Annotated in this window: 9 protein-coding genes and 3 rRNA genes; 5 read left to right on the top strand and 7 right to left on the bottom strand. The window is 68.6% G+C overall.

What is annotated here, in order from left to right; translation table 11 throughout:
- Positions 1 to 91 precede the first annotated feature (91 nt).
- From QQY24_RS19205 to mtnA, 4 genes are read right to left on the bottom strand one after another with little or no spacing between them, the layout of a single operon-like run.
- Complete coding sequence (locus QQY24_RS19205; RefSeq protein WP_301973921.1) at positions 92 to 1,924, bottom strand: LpqB family beta-propeller domain-containing protein; 1,833 nt, start codon at positions 1,922 to 1,924, stop codon at positions 92 to 94.
- Entirely contained in the window at positions 1,914 to 3,995 is a 2,082-nt protein-coding gene (gene mtrB, locus QQY24_RS19200) for an MtrAB system histidine kinase MtrB (RefSeq protein WP_301973920.1), read from the bottom strand. The genes QQY24_RS19205 and mtrB overlap by 11 nt, the downstream gene beginning before the upstream one ends.
- Position 3,996: 1 nt before the next feature.
- Positions 3,997 to 4,686 (bottom strand): two-component system response regulator MtrA, encoded by a 690-nt coding sequence (gene mtrA / locus QQY24_RS19195; RefSeq protein WP_301973919.1) that lies wholly within the window; start codon positions 4,684 to 4,686, stop codon positions 3,997 to 3,999.
- An 8-nt stretch (positions 4,687 to 4,694) separates the two neighbouring features.
- A complete protein-coding gene (mtnA, locus tag QQY24_RS19190) occupies positions 4,695 to 5,834 on the bottom strand; it encodes an S-methyl-5-thioribose-1-phosphate isomerase (protein ID WP_301973918.1) in 1,140 nt (379 codons plus the stop codon).
- Between the two features lie 140 nt (positions 5,835 to 5,974).
- On the opposite strand from mtnA, the gene QQY24_RS19185 reads away from it, so the two are divergent.
- The 5 genes from QQY24_RS19185 to QQY24_RS19165 are packed head-to-tail and all read left to right on the top strand — an operon-like array spanning position 5,975 to position 11,651.
- Positions 5,975 to 7,372, top strand: a complete 1,398-nt coding sequence (locus QQY24_RS19185) for a hypothetical protein (protein WP_301973917.1) — start codon at positions 5,975 to 5,977, stop codon at positions 7,370 to 7,372.
- A gap of 4 nt (positions 7,373 to 7,376) precedes the next feature.
- Positions 7,377 to 8,159 carry a DUF4129 domain-containing protein gene (locus QQY24_RS19180; protein ID WP_301973916.1) on the top strand — a complete coding sequence of 261 codons (783 nt, stop codon included), beginning with the start codon at positions 7,377 to 7,379 and terminating at the stop codon, positions 8,157 to 8,159.
- A complete protein-coding gene (locus QQY24_RS19175; RefSeq protein ID WP_301973915.1) occupies positions 8,156 to 9,352 on the top strand; it encodes a DUF4350 domain-containing protein in 1,197 nt (398 codons plus the stop codon). The genes QQY24_RS19180 and QQY24_RS19175 overlap by 4 nt, the downstream gene beginning before the upstream one ends.
- Positions 9,349 to 10,341, top strand: coding sequence for a MoxR family ATPase (locus QQY24_RS19170; RefSeq protein WP_301973914.1), 993 nt, complete (start codon positions 9,349 to 9,351; stop codon positions 10,339 to 10,341). The genes QQY24_RS19175 and QQY24_RS19170 overlap by 4 nt, the downstream gene beginning before the upstream one ends.
- Complete coding sequence (locus QQY24_RS19165; RefSeq protein ID WP_301973913.1) at positions 10,341 to 11,651, top strand: DUF58 domain-containing protein; 1,311 nt, start codon at positions 10,341 to 10,343, stop codon at positions 11,649 to 11,651. The genes QQY24_RS19170 and QQY24_RS19165 overlap by 1 nt, the downstream gene beginning before the upstream one ends.
- 90 nt (positions 11,652 to 11,741) lie before the next feature.
- On the opposite strand, the gene rrf is transcribed toward QQY24_RS19165, so the two are convergent.
- From rrf to QQY24_RS19150, 3 genes are all read right to left on the bottom strand, one after another.
- Positions 11,742 to 11,858: ribosomal RNA gene (rrf, locus tag QQY24_RS19160) — 5S ribosomal RNA — on the bottom strand.
- A gap of 85 nt (positions 11,859 to 11,943) precedes the next feature.
- A 23S ribosomal RNA gene (locus tag QQY24_RS19155) occupies positions 11,944 to 15,065 on the bottom strand.
- Positions 15,066 to 15,371: 306 nt separating this feature from the next.
- A 16S ribosomal RNA gene (locus QQY24_RS19150) occupies positions 15,372 to 16,898 on the bottom strand.
- Together the 16S, 23S and 5S rRNA genes form the textbook arrangement of a ribosomal RNA operon.
- Between the last annotated feature and the right edge of the window lie 485 nt (positions 16,899 to 17,383).

Here is a 17,383-nt window from a genome sequence, read left to right as displayed (position 1 = left end):
TGTGGACGAAGCGGAGCGAGACCTGCTGACCATCACTCGCACGAGTGACGCGGCGCGGTACCGCGCGGCGGCCCCCCTTCGGACCAGTCCCTCAGCCCGGATAGACCGGCGCCGTCCCGTCCTTGTCCACCTTCTGCCACTGCCCCCCGGACGGCAGGCGCACGATCCCGTCCTCCTGGTAGGCGACCAGCGGCACCCGCTCGTCCTCGGACGCGGCGATCGCCTTCACCCCGGTCACGGCCGAGGGGGCCGGGCCGTCCAGCGCGGAGCCGTCGACCTCGACGTAGCGCATCTGGTGCACGCCGCCCTGCTCGCTGCCGACCACGACCAGCCGGCTGTCCCCGGCCCAGGACATGGCGCCGACCTGCTCCAGGTCGGGCGCGGCCGGACGCGGGGCGACGACGGCCGGCTCCTCGCCCGGCTTGTCCCCGTACTCGATCCGGCCGATGAGCAGGGACTGCGTGCCGCCCTTCTGCACGACCAGGGCGATCCGCACCCCGTCGGCGGCCACCCGCACCCCCTGGATGTCTCCGGGCAGATCCGGAACGGCGACCTCCACCGGCTTGCCGGCGCCCTTCCTCAGGACGTACAGCCGCGGACGGCGCGGGTCGCGGTCGGCCACCCACAGGTCGCCGCGGGCGTCCCAGCTCGGCGTGGTCAGCCGCTGGTCCCCGGTCGCCCCCTGGCTGGTGACCAGCGCGTTCCCGAGCGAGCCGCCCGACGCCAGCGAGGCCACGTACAGGGACCTGCCGTCGTCACCGATCCCGGCCACGGTGTGCTCGTCACGCGAGACCGCGACCGACCGCAGCTCCTCGTCGCCGGTGCCCAGCGCGCCCGGCACCGCGGCGGCGCCGGTCCCCGTGCCCCCGCTGGGCAGGCGGACGAGCCGGTGCCTGCCGTCGAGGAAGTACAGGTACTCCGGCCGCTGGGCGGACGCCTCCCAGGCGACGGACTCGGCGCGCTCCTGCGTCAGGCTGCACGACCGGTGCCCGCCGGGCCCCTGCAGCTCGACCGACTCCAGCGTGGGCGTCAGGTTCCGCAACGTGTACAGCAGTTGGGTCGCCATCTCGGCACACTTGACCGGGCCGACCCGCGAGCCCCTGCCGTTCAGCGGCACCGTCAGCCTGTTGCGGTCGTCCGGCGTCAGCCCCGACACGCCCTTCTGCAGGGCCGTACCGGTCGGGAAGCTGGACCTGACCACCGGCCTGAGCCAGTTGGTGGGCCCGTCGAGCAGCGACCGCACCATCTGGGTCATCGCGTCGACCTTGCTGCGCACGAAGACGGGGTCGGCGACGGTCACCGGCTGCCCGGTCGCCTCGGCCCTCGTGCCGGAGGCGAAGTAGTACTTGTTGACGGACGTGTAGTTGCGCTGGAAGTCCGACTTGCCCATGACGACGCCCTCGGGCGGCGCGTCGATGCGCCACTGCCCGCTCTTGGCGCTCTTCGTGAGGTGCACGCTCTCGCGGTAGGACCCCGCGACGGGCGCGTAGGCCTGCTGCGCGTCGACGGCGGCGACCCTGCTGCCCGTCAGGACGAAGGTGTGGCTGTCGTCGTCCTCCCGGCCGCCTTCCGGACGGTCGCCTTCGATGCCCGGCCCGTTGGCCAGGACGGTGGTCGACAGCTGCGGCCGCCAGGCCCGCGCGGCTTCGGGGGTCAGGTACTTGCGAGCCGTGTCGTAGTTCGGGTCGTCGCTGGTCAGCGCCTCCAGGAAGCCCTGCATGATCTCGATGGAGGAGGCGTTCTCGGCAGGCGGCATGGCGAACACGCGCACTCCGGTGTCCTGCCGCGGCGTCGACTCGACGTCCCTCAGGTCCCCGCTGTCGGGCATCGAGGCGCATCCGGCCAGCAGGACCGCTCCGCAGACGGCGTACGCCACCGCGCGCCCCGGCCGGCGCCGGGCGCCCCCCTCGCGGTCAGCGCCCACGTATTGCCTCCCCTGGCTCGTTCGAGTCCCGCGGCCCGGTCGCTTCCGGCCGGTCCGTGTGCGGCTCGGCCACCGGACCGGCCGGACGGTCGTCGGCGTGCCGCGCGCCGCCGGGTCGGGGCACCACGCGCGCCCCGTTGCCGTTGCCGGGCAGCGCGGTGGGGTCGGCGGCGGCCCTGCCCGGCGCGACCGGCGTGCGCGGGGGCAACGCCGGTGCCTGTCCACCGCCCGGCTGCACCGGCACGGTCGCCCGCTTCTCCTCGCTCCCGCGGGGCGCCCCGGCGTCCTCGGGGCCGCGGCTGCGCCGCGAGTCCTTCGGCTCCAGCGGTATCGGCGAGCCCCGCAGCGGTTCGTCCGCGGTCCGCGGCAGCGTCAGCCGGAACTGGGAGCCGCCGCCCGGCTCGCCCCAGGCCTGCAGCCAGCCGCCGTGCAGCCGGGCGTCCTCCAGCGCGATCGACAGCCCCAGGCCGGTGCCGCCGGTGGTGCGCGCGCGTGCCGGGTCGGCCCGCCAGAAGCGGCTGAAGACACGGGTCGCCTCGCCGGGCTTGAGCCCCACGCCGTAGTCGCGCACCGCGACGGCGACCGCGCCGCCCGCGGCGGCGAGCTTGACGACGACGTCCTTGCCCTCGCCGTGCTCGACGGCGTTGGCGACCAGGTTGCGCAGGACGCGCTCCACGCGCCGCGCGTCGGCCTCGGCGACGACGGGTTGCTGGTCGCCGACCACGCGTATGCGGCTGCCCTTGCGCTCGGCGAGCGGCTCCGCACCGCCCACCACGCGCCGGACGACCTCCCTGAGGTCTATCGGCTCGGCCTCCAGCGCGGCAGCGCCCGCGTCGAAACGGCTGATCTCCAGCAGGTCCGCGAGCAGCGACTCGAACCGGTCGAGCTGGTCGGCGAGCAGCTCGGCCGACCGGGCGGTCACCGGATCGAAGTCCTCGCGGGCCTCGTGGATGACGTCGGCGGCCATCCGCACGGTCGTCAGGGGCGTGCGCAGCTCGTGCGAGACGTCGGAGACGAACCGCCGCTGCATCCGCGACAGGTCCTCCAGCTGCTGGATCTTCAGCTGGAGGTTCTGGGCCATCTTGTTGAAGGCCTCGCCGAGGCGCGCGATGTCGTCCTCGCCGGTGACCTTCATCCGCTCCTGCAGCCGCCCCGCGGACAGCCGCTCTGCGATCCCGGCCGCCATCCGCACCGGCGTGACGACCTGCCGCACCACCAGCCAGGCGATCGCCCCGAGCAGGACCACGACGAACAGGCCGGCGGTCGCCAGCGTGCCCTTGACCAGGCTCAGGGACTTCTCCTCCTGCGTGAGCGGGAAGAGGTAGTACAGCTCGTAGGCGTGGCCGTTGGGGTCGTTGACCTGCTTGCCGATGACCAGCGCCGGCTGGGGCTCCTTGCCGTACTTGTAGACGATGCGGGTGTAGCTCTGGGCGGCGGTCGTGGTCTTGCTGATCCGCTCGCGCAGGTCGCCGGGCACGCTGTCGGTCGGGCTGACGTTTCCGGAACCGCGCGGGCTGCGCCCGCCGCCGCTGTCGTCGCCCAGGGGCAGCGTCACCACGTCGAAGGCGCCCGCGCCGCCGCTGGAGAGCGACGCCACGAGGTCGCTCATCCACTGGATGACGTTCTGCGACTGCCGTCCGTCGGCGGTGGCGGTGCCGTCCGCGGTGCCGGTCCCCGTGCCACCGGCGGCCTCGTCGGCCTTCTGCTTGGCTACCGCGAACCCGCCGGTGGCCTGGCTCTGGGACGCCTTCACCTTCGCGTCCAGCAGGCCGTTGCGCACCTGCCCGATCACGACGAAGCCCAGCAGCAGGACGACACCCAGCGACATCAGCAGGGTCGTGGCGACAACCCTGAGCTGGATGTTGCGCCGCCACAGCCGCATGACCGGCAGCAGCGGGCGGCGCACCCAGCGCATGAACAGGCGGACGACCGGGCTGCCCTGGACCCCGCCCCGCAGCAGTTCGCCCTCGAAGGGACGGCCCCGGCGCGAACCGGCCGTCTTCCGGCCGACAGGCCGCCCCGGACGGGCCCCGGACCGGCCGGGAGCCGAAGCGGCGCTGTCCCCGGACACGTCAGCTCGGTCCTGCCTTGTAACCGACACCACGGACGGTCACCACGATCTCCGGCCGCTCCGGGTCCTTCTCGACCTTGGAGCGCAGTCGCTGGACGTGCACGTTGACGAGCCGGGTGTCCGCCGCGTGCCGGTAGCCCCACACCTGCTCCAGCAGCACCTCGCGCGTGAACACCTGCCACGGCTTGCGCGCGAGCGCGACCAGCAGGTCGAACTCCAGGGGGGTCAGCGCGATGGACTGCCCGTCCCGCTTCACGGAGTGTCCGGCCACGTCGATGACCAGGTCACCGATGGTGAGCTGCTCCGGTGCCGGCTCCTCCGAGCGCCGCAGCCGCGCCCGGATCCGGGCCACCAGCTCCTTCGGCTTGAACGGCTTGACGATGTAGTCGTCGGCACCCGACTCCAGGCCCACGACGACGTCGACGGTGTCGCTCTTCGCCGTGAGCATCACGACCGGCACCCCGGACTCCGCCCTGATCAGGCGGCACACCTCGATCCCGTCCCGGCCCGGCAGCATCAGGTCCAGCAGCACCAGGTCGGGCTTGGTCTCCCGGAAAGCGGCCAGCGCCTTGTCGCCGTCGGCTACGAAAGACGGCTCGAACCCCTCACCACGCAGCACAATGCCGAGCATCTCGGCCAGTGCGGTGTCGTCGTCGACGACAAGGACTCTTCCCTTCATAAACGACATCATCCCATTAACTAAATCGTTACCTGGCGTGACCTGGCACACAGCTCCGCGAGAGCCTCGGCGGTCACGGGTGAAACGGCTCCCTCCTCGGTGACGATCGCCGTCACCAGCTCGGGCGGCGTCACGTCGAACGCCGGGTTGTACGCCTGGGTCCCCAGGGGTGCCACCGGAATCCCGCCGCCCGCTCCCGTCACCTGTGCCTGAGGTGACGTGATCTCCGTCACCTCGTGGCTCGGGCGCTGTTCGACCTCGATGGACGCCCCGTCCGGAGTCCGGAGGTCCACCGTCGTGAGCGGCGCCACCACGATGAACGGCACGTGGTGGTACCGCGCGAGCACGGCGAGCGGATAGCTCCCCACCTTGTTCGCCACCGATCCGTCGGCCGCGATCCGGTCCGCGCCGATCAGTACGGCGTCCACCTCCCCCGCCGCGAACAGCGAACCGGCCGCGTTGTCGGTGAGCAGGGTGTACGCCATGCCGCTGCGGGCCGCCTCGTACGCCGTCAGACGAGCACCCTGCAGCAACGGGCGCGTTTCGTCCACCCACAGCCGCCGCAGCTCTCCGGCCCGGTGCGCCGCGAGCGCCACCGCGAACGCCGTGCCCTCCCCGCCCGACACCAGCGCGCCGGTGTTGCAGTGGGTCAGGATCCGGTGCCCGCCGCCGGGCAGCAGTTCACCCAGCAGCGCCAGACCGTGTGCGGCCATACGGGCGCTGGCCCCGGCGTCCTCCCGGTGCAGCGCCCGCGCGGCGGTCAGCGCCGCCGTCGCCGCTGCGGTGGGGTCGCCGGTCCGGGCGAGCGCGTCGCGGTGGGCGGCCAGCGCCCTGTCCACGCCGACGGAGAGGTTCACCGCGGTCGGCCTGGCCCCGGAGAGGGCCTGCGCGGCCTCGTCCACGTCGAAGCCCCGCGCGGCGGCGAGCGCGACGCCGTACGCCCCCGCGATCCCGAGCAGCGGCGCCCCGCGCACGGCGAGCGAACGGATCGCCTCCACCAGCGCCGACGCGTCCGTGCACACCAGCTCGACCTCCTCGGCCGGCAGCCTCGTCTGGTCGAGGAGGACCAGTACGGGTCCTTCGGGCGGTTCCTCCCATCGGATCGCCGGGGTCTCGGTGGGCAGCTTGTCCTCGCCGGGTCGCGCGTGCTGATCAGCCATGCGGTCAGTGTGCCCCCTATCCGGCGGACAATTGAAGGAGTGCAGCTCATACCGCTGCCGGTCGCACGGCAACCACCCCATGGCACGATGGCTGCCAACCTGCCGCCGCGACCGCGGACGGGCACCGTGAAGGAGCTTCGATGACTGACACTCCGGGCTGGGCCTCGCCCGGATCCGCCCCGTCGTCCGACGGGCGGGAACCCGGCGCGTCCGGTCCCGCCGAGCCCGCCGACCGCCCGGGTCCCGCCGGTCCCGCCGCGCAACCGGGCGCGGACCCGCAGAACCCGGGCACGAAGTGGTCCGACGAGCAGCCGCCACCCGGTCAGTGGTCCGCGCCCACAGGCGCGCCGGGACCGGGCCAGGCCCCGCCGCCCCCGCCGCCCGTCCCGGGCCGGGGCGGCCCCCCTCCCGCGGGTCCCGGCGGGTGGGGCGCCCCACTCCCAGGTGGCGGATACGGCGCGCCTCCCGGCGGCCACGGCGGTTACGGAGCCCCCAGCGGCTACGGAGCCTGGGGCGGCGGCTGGGGAGGCCCTCCGCCCGCCGCCAAGCCCGGTGTGATCCCGCTGCGCCCGCTCGGCGTCGGCGAGATCCTCGACGGCGCCGTGTCGACCATGCGCGCCCACTGGCGCACGGTCCTGGGCACCTCGCTGGCGGTCGCGCTCCTCACCCAGGTCAGCATGATCCTGTTGCAGGGCTTCGTCCTCAACGACAGCGGGACCACCGACACCCTCGACGACCCCAGTGCCTCCGTCAGCGAGATATTCCGGGCCCTGGGCACGGTCATGGCCGGTATCGGCCTCGTGGCCGTCGTCACCGTCGTCGGCAGCATCATCGCGACCGCCCTGCTGACGGCCGTCACCAGCCGTGCCGTCCTCGGCAGGCCGGTCAGCACCGGCGAGGCCTGGCGCGACGCCCGTTCGCAGGTACCGAGGCTGTTCGGCCTGCTCCTGCTGCTGGGCCTCATCTCGTTCGGCGTGCTGCTCGCCGGCGCGCTGCCCGGCATCGTCGTCGCGGTCGCCGGCGGCGACGAAGCCGCCTTCATCGCGCTGCTCGTCCTGGGGATCCTCGGCGCACTCGTCGTCATGGCCTGGCTGACGGTCCGCTTCTCCCTGGCCTCTCCGGCTCTGATGCTGGAGCGACAGGGCATCGTGAAGTCGATGAGCCGCTCCGCGAAGCTGGTGCGCGGCTCCTGGTGGCGCGTCCTCGGCATCCAGTTGCTCGCCGGAATCATCGCCAACATCGTCTCGTCGCTCGTGGTGATCCCGTTCACGCTCGTCGCGGCCGCCGTGAGCGGCAGTGACGGCATGGTGGGCTTCTTCACCGCCCAGAGCCAGAACCCCGGCTGGACCTTCCTGATCATCAGCGGCGTCGGCTCGGTGATCGGTTCCATGGTCACGCTCCCGATCAACGCGGGCGTCACCGTGCTCCTCTACATCGATCAGCGCATCCGCCGCGAAGCCCTCGACCTCGAACTGGCCCGCGCCGCCGGCGTCCAGGACTACGGCGCCGCCGCCCCCGGCCCCGTCCCCGGGAGCTGATGCGGTGAGCCCGACGGGGGGATTCCTCACGGCGGCACCGGCCCTCCCGGGCGCCGCCGGAGCGGCCGTACGGCACCTGACGCGCGCGACCGGCACGGCCGTGGCGGCGCCGGGCGGCTCGGGCGACGAACCGCCCGTGACCGTCCCCCGCGATCCGGCGCGCGAGGCGGCGCGCCGCGAGCTGTCCAAGCGGATGTACCACCAGGACGATCCCAGCCTGTTCCAGCGCGCCCTGGACGCCTTCTGGCGCTGGGTCGGCAAGCTGCTCGACACGGCCGCCTCCGCGACCCCCGGCGGGACGCTGGGCCTGGTCGTCGTGGCCGTGTTCGTCGTCGCCGTCGTGGCCGCCCTGTGGTGGCGCCTGGGCACTCCGCGCCGGCGGCCCGCCTCCACCGCCGACCTGTTCGACGACCGCCCCCGCAGCGCCGCCGACCACCGCGCGACCAGCGAGGCGCACGCCGCCCGGGGCCACTGGAACCAGGCCGTCCAGGAACGCATGCGGGCCGTCGTCCGCTCCCTGGAGGAGCGGGCCCTCCTCGACGTCCGCCCCGGCCGCACCGCCGACGAAGCGGTCGCCGAGGCCGGCCGCGCCCTGCCCGCGCACCGTGACCGGCTGCGCTCCGCAGCCCGCGCGTTCGACGACGTCACGTACGGAGGCAGGAGAGCCGACGAGGCGTCGTACCGGCACGTCGCCGAACTCAACCGTGAGCTGGAGAACACCCGGCCGACCCTCGCGAACGCCACCGCTTCCCCGGTCCGCACCGCCTTCCAGGGGGGCGCCGAGTGACCACCGGGGCCACGCTGTCCGCCGCCTCGGCCTCGCCCACCGCCCGCCGGGTGTGGGCCCGCGCGCGCGGCACCGTCCTGGCCGTCGTCCTCATCCTGGTCGCGGCCGTCGTGATCGCCGCCGTCCGTTCCCAGGCCCGGCACGGCGAACTCGACCCGCGCTCCACCGACCCCCGCGGCAGCCGCGCCGTCGCCGAACTCCTCGCCGACCGGGGCGTGTCCACCCGCGTGGTCACCTCGCTCGGCGCGGCACGCGCCGCCGCCGGCCCGGACACCACGCTCCTGGTCGCCGTTCCCGACCTGCTGACCCCTCGTCAGCAGACGCGCCTGCACTCCGCGACGGCGGCCTCCGGCGGGCGCACCGTCCTCGTCGCCGCCGGCAGCTGGTCCGTCGAACGGCTCGCCCCCGGTGTCACCGCGGACCCCGCCACCAGCATCGGCTCCGCGCTCGAACCCGACTGCGCCCTGCCCGCGGCCCGGCGCGCGGGCACCGCCGACACCGGCGGCATCCGTTACACCACCACCCACCTCGACGCCGACTCCTGCTACCCCGGCGAACGCCTCGCCACGCTGCTCCGCCTCCCCGCGGCCACCGGGGACGGCGACACCGTCGTCCTCGGCGCGCCCGACATCCTCTTCAACGACCGCCTCGACGACCGGGGCAACGCCTCGCTGGCCCTGCAACTCCTCGGCTCCCGCCCCCATCTGGTCTGGTACCTCCCCTCGCTCTCCGACCCCTCCGCCACTGCGCCCGGTGAGCAGAAGAGCTTCCTCGACCTGCTCCCGTCCGGCTGGCTCTGGGGCACCCTGCAACTGTTCATCGCCGCGGCCCTCGCCGCTTTCTGGCGGGCGCGCCGGTTCGGCCCCCTCGTCCCCGAAAGGCTCCCGGTCGCGATCCGCGCCTCCGAGACCGTCGAGGGCCGCGCCCGCCTCTACCGCAAGGCCAACGCCCGCGACCGCGCGGCCAACGCCCTGCGCGCCACCACCCGCACGCGCCTCGCCCCCCTGGTCGGCGTTCCCGTCTCCCGGGCACAAGCGCCCGAGACCCTGCTCCCCGCCCTGTCCGCCCACCTGCACGGCGCCGGACGACCCCTGGAAACCCTCCTCTTCGGACCGCCGCCCGGCGACGACGCGGCCCTGATCGCACTCACCGACCAACTCGACGCCCTCGAAAGAGAGGTACGCCGTTCATGACGGACCCGACCACCGACAACGCCGGGAACAGCGGAGACGCGGACACCGCCCGTGCCTCCCTGGAGGCCCTGCGCGCCGAGATCGCCAAAGCCGTGGTCGGCCAGGACCCCGCCGTGACCGGACTCGTCGTCGCCCTCCTGTGCCGGGGGCACGTCCTCCTCGAAGGTGTCCCCGGAGTCGCCAAGACGCTGCTCGTCCGCGCCCTCGCGTCCGCGCTCGAACTGGACACCAAGCGGGTGCAGTTCACGCCGGACCTGATGCCCAGCGACGTCACCGGCTCCCTCGTCTACGACACCCGCTCCGCCGAGTTCTCCTTCCAGCCCGGCCCGGTCTTCACCAACCTCCTCCTCGCGGACGAGATCAACCGCACCCCGCCCAAGACCCAGTCCTCCCTCCTGGAAGCCATGGAGGAACGCCAGGTCACGGTCGACGGCACCCCGCGCCCGCTGCCCGACCCGTTCCTGGTGGCCGCGACTCAGAACCCCGTGGAGTACGAGGGCACCTACCCCCTTCCGGAAGCACAACTGGACCGCTTCCTGCTGAAGCTGACGATCCCGCTGCCCTCCCGGCAGGACGAGATCGACGTCCTCACCCGCCATGCCTCCGGCTTCAACCCGCGCGACCTGCACGCCGCCGGCGTACGCCCCGTCGCCGGACCGGCCGACCTGGAGGCGGCCCGCGCCGCGGTCGCCAGGACGGTCGTCTCCCCGGAGATCACGGCCTATGTCGTGGACGTCTGCCGTGCCACCCGCGAGTCGCCCTCCCTCGCCCTCGGCGTGTCGCCACGCGGTGCCACCGCACTGCTCGCCACCTCGCGCGCCTGGGCCTGGCTGACGGGCCGCGACTACGTCATCCCCGACGACGTGAAGGCGCTCTCCCTGCCCACCTTGCGCCACCGGGTCCAACTGCGCCCGGAGGCCGAAATGGAGGGCCTGACCGCCGACTCCGTCATCACCTCCGTCCTCGCCCACGTCCCGGTCCCCCGCTGATGGCTCCCACCGGACGCGCCGCCCTCCTCGCGGCCCTCGGTTCGATCCCCGTCGGTGTCCTGGAGCCCGGCTGGACGGGCATCCTCGCCGTCAACGGCTCCCTGGCGTTGGCCTGCGCCTGCGACTTCGCGCTCGCGGCGCCCGTACGCCGCCTCCTCCTGACCCGTTCCGGTGACACCTCCGCTCGTCTCGGCGAGACCGCCGACGTCACGCTCACGATCACCAACCCGTCCGGCCGCCCGCTGCGAGCGCACCTGCGGGACGCCTGGCCGCCCAGCAGCTGGCAGCGCGGCACCGAGGCCGCCGGCTCCCGGCACCGGATCAGCATCCCGGCCGGTGAACGCCGACGGGTGACGACCCGGCTGCGCCCGACCCGCCGCGGTGACCGCCGGGCCGACCGCGTGACGATCCGCTCCTACGGTCCCCTCGGCCTCTTCGCCCGCCAGGGCACCCACAAAGTCCCCTGGTCAGTACGAGTTCTGCCCCCCTTCACCAGCCGGAAGCACCTGCCGTCGAAACTCGCTCGATTGCGTGAACTGGACGGCCGGACCAGCATGCTGACCCGCGGCGAGGGCACCGAATTCGACAGCCTGCGCGAGTACGTCCCCGGCGACGACACCCGCTCGATCGACTGGCGGGCCACCGCCCGCCAGTCCACGGTGGCCGTCCGCACCTGGCGCCCTGAGCGCGACCGCCACATCCTCCTGGTCCTCGACACCGGCCGCACCTCGGCCGGCCGTGTCGGAGACGCCCCCCGTCTGGACGCGGCCCTGGACGCGGCCCTGCTGCTCGCGGCGCTCGCCTCCCGCGCCGGCGACCGCGTGGACCTCCTGGCCTACGACCGGCGTGTCCGCGCCCTGGTCCAGGGCCGCTCCGCCGGTGACCTCCTGCCGTCCTTGGTCAACGCGATGGCCGTGCTCGAACCGGAACTCGTCGAGACCGACGCGCGCGGCCTCAGCGCAACGGCCCTCCGTTCGGCCCCGCGGCGCTCGCTCATCGTCCTCTTCACCACGTTGGACGCCGCGCCGGTGGAACAGGGCCTGCTGCCGGTACTGCCTCAGCTCACCCAGCGCCACACGGTCCTGATCGCTTCGGTGGCGGACCCGTTCGTGGCGCGCATGGCACAGGCGCGGGGAGATGCCGAGTCGGTGTACGAAGCCGCCGCGGCAGCCCAGGCCCAGAGTGAGCGCCAGCGTACGGCGGAGCAGCTTCGTCGTCATGGAGTGACGGTGGTGGACGCGATGCCGGACGACCTGTCGCCGGCTCTGGCGGACGCCTACCTGGCCCTGAAGGCGGCGGGCCGACTGTGATTCGCCCCGGGTTCACCATCCCCTCGGGAAAAGGGACCGTGAACGCAGAAAGCCCCCGCATCTTCCGATGCGGGGGCTTTCCCAAGAATTGTTCGGCGGTGTCCTACTCTCCCACAGGGTCCCCCCTGCAGTACCATCGGCGCTGTGAGGCTTAGCTTCCGGGTTCGGAATGTAACCGGGCGTTTCCCTCACGCTATGACCACCGAAACACTATGAAACTGAACGCCGCACCATGTGCGGGCACACGGGGCTGTTCGTGGTTTCAGAACCAACACAGTGGACGCGAGCAACTGAGGACAAGCCCTCGGCCTATTAGTACCGGTCACCTCCACACGTTACCGTGCTTCCAGATCCGGCCTATCAACCCAGTCGTCTACTGGGAGCCTTACCCCATCAAGTGGGTGGGAGTCCTCATCTCGAAGCAGGCTTCCCGCTTAGATGCTTTCAGCGGTTATCCCTCCCGAACGTAGCCAACCAGCCATGCCCTTGGCAGGACAACTGGCACACCAGAGGTTCGTCCGTCCCGGTCCTCTCGTACTAGGGACAGCCCTTCTCAAGACTCCTACGCGCACAGCGGATAGGGACCGAACTGTCTCACGACGTTCTAAACCCAGCTCGCGTACCGCTTTAATGGGCGAACAGCCCAACCCTTGGGACCGACTCCAGCCCCAGGATGCGACGAGCCGACATCGAGGTGCCAAACCATCCCGTCGATATGGACTCTTGGGGAAGATCAGCCTGTTATCCCCGGGGTACCTTTTATCCGTTGAGCGACGGCGCTTCCACAAGCCACCGCCGGATCACTAGTCCCGACTTTCGTCCCTGCTCGACCCGTCGGTCTCACAGTCAAGCTCCCTTGTGCACTTACACTCAACACCTGATTGCCAACCAGGCTGAGGGAACCTTTGGGCGCCTCCGTTACTCTTTAGGAGGCAACCGCCCCAGTTAAACTACCCATCAGACACTGTCCCTGATCCGGATCACGGACCCAGGTTAGACATCCAGCACGACCAGACTGGTATTTCAACGACGACTCCACACACACTGGCGTGCCTGCTTCACAGTCTCCCAGCTATCCTACACAAGCCGAACCGAACACCAATATCAAACTGTAGTAAAGGTCCCGGGGTCTTTCCGTCCTGCTGCGCGAAACGAGCATCTTTACTCGTAGTGCAATTTCACCGGGCCTATGGTTGAGACAGTCGAGAAGTCGTTACGCCATTCGTGCAGGTCGGAACTTACCCGACAAGGAATTTCGCTACCTTAGGATGGTTATAGTTACCACCGCCGTTTACTGGCGCTTAAGTTCTCAGCTTCGCCCCACCGAAATGGAGCTAACCGGTCCCCTTAACGTTCCAGCACCGGGCAGGCGTCAGTCCGTATACATCGCCTTACGGCTTCGCACGGACCTGTGTTTTTAGTAAACAGTCGCTTCTCGCTGGTCTCTGCGGCCACCCCCAGCTCAAGCAGCACATGCTCTCACCAGACGTGGCCCCCCTTCTCCCGAAGTTACGGGGGCATTTTGCCGAGTTCCTTAACCATAGTTCACCCGAACGCCTCGGTATTCTCTACCTGACCACCTGAGTCGGTTTAGGGTACGGGCCGCCATGAAACTCGCTAGAGGCTTTTCTCGACAGCATAGGATCATCCACTTCACCACAATCGGCTCGGCATCAGGTCTCACCCTGCATGAGCGGCGGATTTACCTACCACTCGGGCTACACCCTTACCCCGGGACAACCACCGCCCGGGATGGACTACCTTCCTGCGTCACCCCATCACTCACCTACTAACCGCTTGGTCCGGCGGCTCCACCACTTTCCATTCCCCGAAGGGTCCGGAACGGCTTCACGGCCTTAGCATCACGATGCTCGATGTTTGACGCTTCACAGCGGGTACCGGAATATCAACCGGTTATCCATCGACTACGCCTGTCGGCCTCGCCTTAGGTCCCGACTTACCCTGGGCAGATCAGCTTGACCCAGGAACCCTTAGTCAATCGGCGCAAACGTTTCTCACGTTTGTATCGCTACTCATGCCTGCATTCTCACTCGTCAACCGTCCACAACTACCTTCCGGTGCTGCTTCACCCGGCAGACGACGCTCCCCTACCCATCAACACACCCGTTGGGGCTATATATGTCAATGACACGACTTCGGCGGTACGCTTGAGCCCCGCTACATTGTCGGCGCGGAATCACTAGACCAGTGAGCTATTACGCACTCTTTCAAGGGTGGCTGCTTCTAAGCCAACCTCCTGGTTGTCTGTGCGACTCCACATCCTTTCCCACTTAGCGTACGCTTAGGGGCCTTAGTCGATGCTCTGGGCTGTTTCCCTCTCGACCATGGAGCTTATCCCCCACAGTCTCACTGCCGCGCTCTCACTTACCGGCATTCGGAGTTTGGCTAAGGTCAGTAACCCGGTAGGGCCCATCGCCTATCCAGTGCTCTACCTCCGGCAAGAAACACACGACGCTGCACCTAAATGCATTTCGGGGAGAACCAGCTATCACGGAGTTTGATTGGCCTTTCACCCCTAACCACAGGTCATCCCCCAGGTTTTCAACCCTGGTGGGTTCGGTCCTCCACGAAGTCTTACCTCCGCTTCAACCTGCCCATGGCTAGATCACTCCGCTTCGGGTCTTGAGCGTGCTACTAAAACGCCCTCTTCGGACTCGCTTTCGCTACGGCTTCCCCACCCGGGTTAACCTCGCAACACACCGCAAACTCGCAGGCTCATTCTTCAAAAGGCACGCAGTCACGAGAATGAAGAAAACTCCACTCCGACGCTCCCACGGCTTGTAGGCACACGGTTTCAGGTACTATTTCACTCCCCTCCCGGGGTACTTTTCACCATTCCCTCACGGTACTATCCGCTATCGGTCACCAGGGAATATTTAGGCTTAGCGGGTGGTCCCGCCAGATTCACACGGGATTTCTCGGGCCCCGTGCTACTTGGGTGTCTCTCCAACGAGCCGCTGACGTTTCGACTACGGGGGTCTTACCCTCTACGCCGGACCTTTCGCATGTCCTTCGCCTACATCAACGGTTTCTGACTCGTCCCACGGCCGGCAGACCGTGAAAGAGAGATCCCACAACCCCGCACACGCAACCCCTGCCGGGTCTCACACGTATACGGTTTAGCCTCATCCGGTTTCGCTCGCCACTACTCCCGGAATCACGGTTGTTTTCTCTTCCTGCGGGTACTGAGATGTTTCACTTCCCCGCGTTCCCTCCACACTGCCTATGTGTTCAGCAGCGGGTGACAGCCCATGACGACTGCCGGGTTTCCCCATTCGGAAACCCCCGGATCAAAGCCTGGTTGACGACTCCCCGGGGACTATCGTGGCCTCCCACGTCCTTCATCGGTTCCTGGTGCCAAGGCATCCACCGTGCGCCCTTAAAAACTTGGCCACAGATGCTCGCGTCCACTGTGCAGTTCTCAAACAACGACCAGCCACCCATCACCCCGGACCACCGTCCGAGTGCACTGGGGCCGGCACCTGAGGAAAAAAACCCATTCCCTCAGACACCCAACAGCGTGCCCGACACGACCAGCCGACCAGATCAGCGTTCCACACCCCCAAGGGCAGTACTAGCGCCTGATCCATCCTGGACCCTGCCGAATAGTCAACGTTCCACCCATGAGCAACCGGCATCGGACACTCGCCGATGCACCGGCCTCTGACCGGGCCAGGCCCGGTAAGAAGTGCTCCTTAGAAAGGAGGTGATCCAGCCGCACCTTCCGGTACGGCTACCTTGTTACGACTTCGTCCCAATCGCCAGTCCCACCTTCGACAGCTCCCTCCCACAAGGGGTTGGGCCACCGGCTTCGGGTGTTACCGACTTTCGTGACGTGACGGGCGGTGTGTACAAGGCCCGGGAACGTATTCACCGCAGCAATGCTGATCTGCGATTACTAGCGACTCCGACTTCATGGGGTCGAGTTGCAGACCCCAATCCGAACTGAGACCGGCTTTTTGAGATTCGCTCCACCTCACGGTATCGCAGCTCTTTGTACCGGCCATTGTAGCACGTGTGCAGCCCAAGACATAAGGGGCATGATGACTTGACGTCGTCCCCACCTTCCTCCGAGTTGACCCCGGCGGTCTCCCGTGAGTCCCCAGCACCACAAGGGCCTGCTGGCAACACGGGACAAGGGTTGCGCTCGTTGCGGGACTTAACCCAACATCTCACGACACGAGCTGACGACAGCCATGCACCACCTGTACACCGACCACAAGGGGGACCCTGTCTCCAGGGTTTTCCGGCGTATGTCAAGCCTTGGTAAGGTTCTTCGCGTTGCGTCGAATTAAGCCACATGCTCCGCCGCTTGTGCGGGCCCCCGTCAATTCCTTTGAGTTTTAGCCTTGCGGCCGTACTCCCCAGGCGGGGCACTTAATGCGTTAGCTGCGGCACGGACAACGTGGAATGTTGCCCACACCTAGTGCCCACCGTTTACGGCGTGGACTACCAGGGTATCTAATCCTGTTCGCTCCCCACGCTTTCGCTCCTCAGCGTCAGTATCGGCCCAGAGATCCGCCTTCGCCACCGGTGTTCCTCCTGATATCTGCGCATTTCACCGCTACACCAGGAATTCCGATCTCCCCTACCGAACTCTAGCCTGCCCGTATCGACTGCAGACCCGGGGTTAAGCCCCGGGCTTTCACAACCGACGCGACAAGCCGCCTACGAGCTCTTTACGCCCAATAATTCCGGACAACGCTCGCGCCCTACGTATTACCGCGGCTGCTGGCACGTAGTTAGCCGGCGCTTCTTCTGCAGGTACCGTCACTTTCGCTTCTTCCCTGCTGAAAGAGGTTTACAACCCGAAGGCCGTCATCCCTCACGCGGCGTCGCTGCATCAGGCTTTCGCCCATTGTGCAATATTCCCCACTGCTGCCTCCCGTAGGAGTCTGGGCCGTGTCTCAGTCCCAGTGTGGCCGGTCGCCCTCTCAGGCCGGCTACCCGTCGTCGCCTTGGTGAGCCATTACCTCACCAACAAGCTGATAGGCCGCGGGCCCATCCTGCACCGCCGGAGCTTTCCAGAACCACAGATGCCCATGATCCTCATATCCGGTATTAGACCCCGTTTCCAGGGCTTGTCCCAGAGTGCAGGGCAGATTGCCCACGTGTTACTCACCCGTTCGCCACTAATCCCCTCCCGAAAGAGGTTCATCGTTCGACTTGCATGTGTTAAGCACGCCGCCAGCGTTCGTCCTGAGCCAGGATCAAACTCTCCGTGAATGCTCACCCCGGACCATGCAACCAGCACATCCGGTGCACACATCACGAGAGCGGAACAGCCGGGCGGAATAAGCCCAGCCGTTCACAGCGTCCTCGCTGTGTCTACTTCAAAGGAACCTCGACCATCGGAAAACAACCTCCGACAGACGGGGTATCAACATATCTGGCGTTGACTTTTGGCACGCTGTTGAGTTCTCAAGGAACGGACGCTTCCTTCGTACTCACCCTCACGGGCTTTCCTCCGGGCGCTTCCCTTCGGTCCTGCGTCTCCGACTCTACCAGATCCTTTTCCGATCCGATTTCCTCGGTGCTTTCCAGGTTCCCGCTCCCGCGTTTCCCTTTCCGGCGGTTCCGACTTTATCAGAAGTTCTTGGCCGGTCTGAACGGCCACTCAATTCTGAGTAATCGAGGGGTTCGCTTCCCTGGAAGGCTTTCGCGACTTCTCGGGGAGCTTTGTGGATCTCAGCGATCCGACCTGGACCTGT

It is taken from the genome of Streptomyces sp. TG1A-8, assembly GCF_030499535.1.
Taxonomy (GTDB): Bacteria; Actinomycetota; Actinomycetes; order Streptomycetales; family Streptomycetaceae; genus Streptomyces.
The sequence above is the reverse complement of the archived record's forward strand: the minus strand, read 5'-3'. Positions and strand labels throughout refer to the sequence as shown.

Coding starts and splice junctions, on each gene's coding strand:
- mtrA (WP_301973919.1), bottom strand. CDS start 4,686: ATGATGTCGTTTATGAAGGGAAGAGTCCTTGTCGTCGACGACGACACC.
- mtnA (WP_301973918.1), bottom strand. CDS start 5,834: ATGGCTGATCAGCACGCGCGACCCGGCGAGGACAAGCTGCCCACCGAG.
- QQY24_RS19185 (WP_301973917.1), top strand. CDS start 5,975: ATGACTGACACTCCGGGCTGGGCCTCGCCCGGATCCGCCCCGTCGTCC.
- QQY24_RS19170 (WP_301973914.1), top strand. CDS start 9,349: ATGACGGACCCGACCACCGACAACGCCGGGAACAGCGGAGACGCGGAC.
- QQY24_RS19165 (WP_301973913.1), top strand. CDS start 10,341: ATGGCTCCCACCGGACGCGCCGCCCTCCTCGCGGCCCTCGGTTCGATC.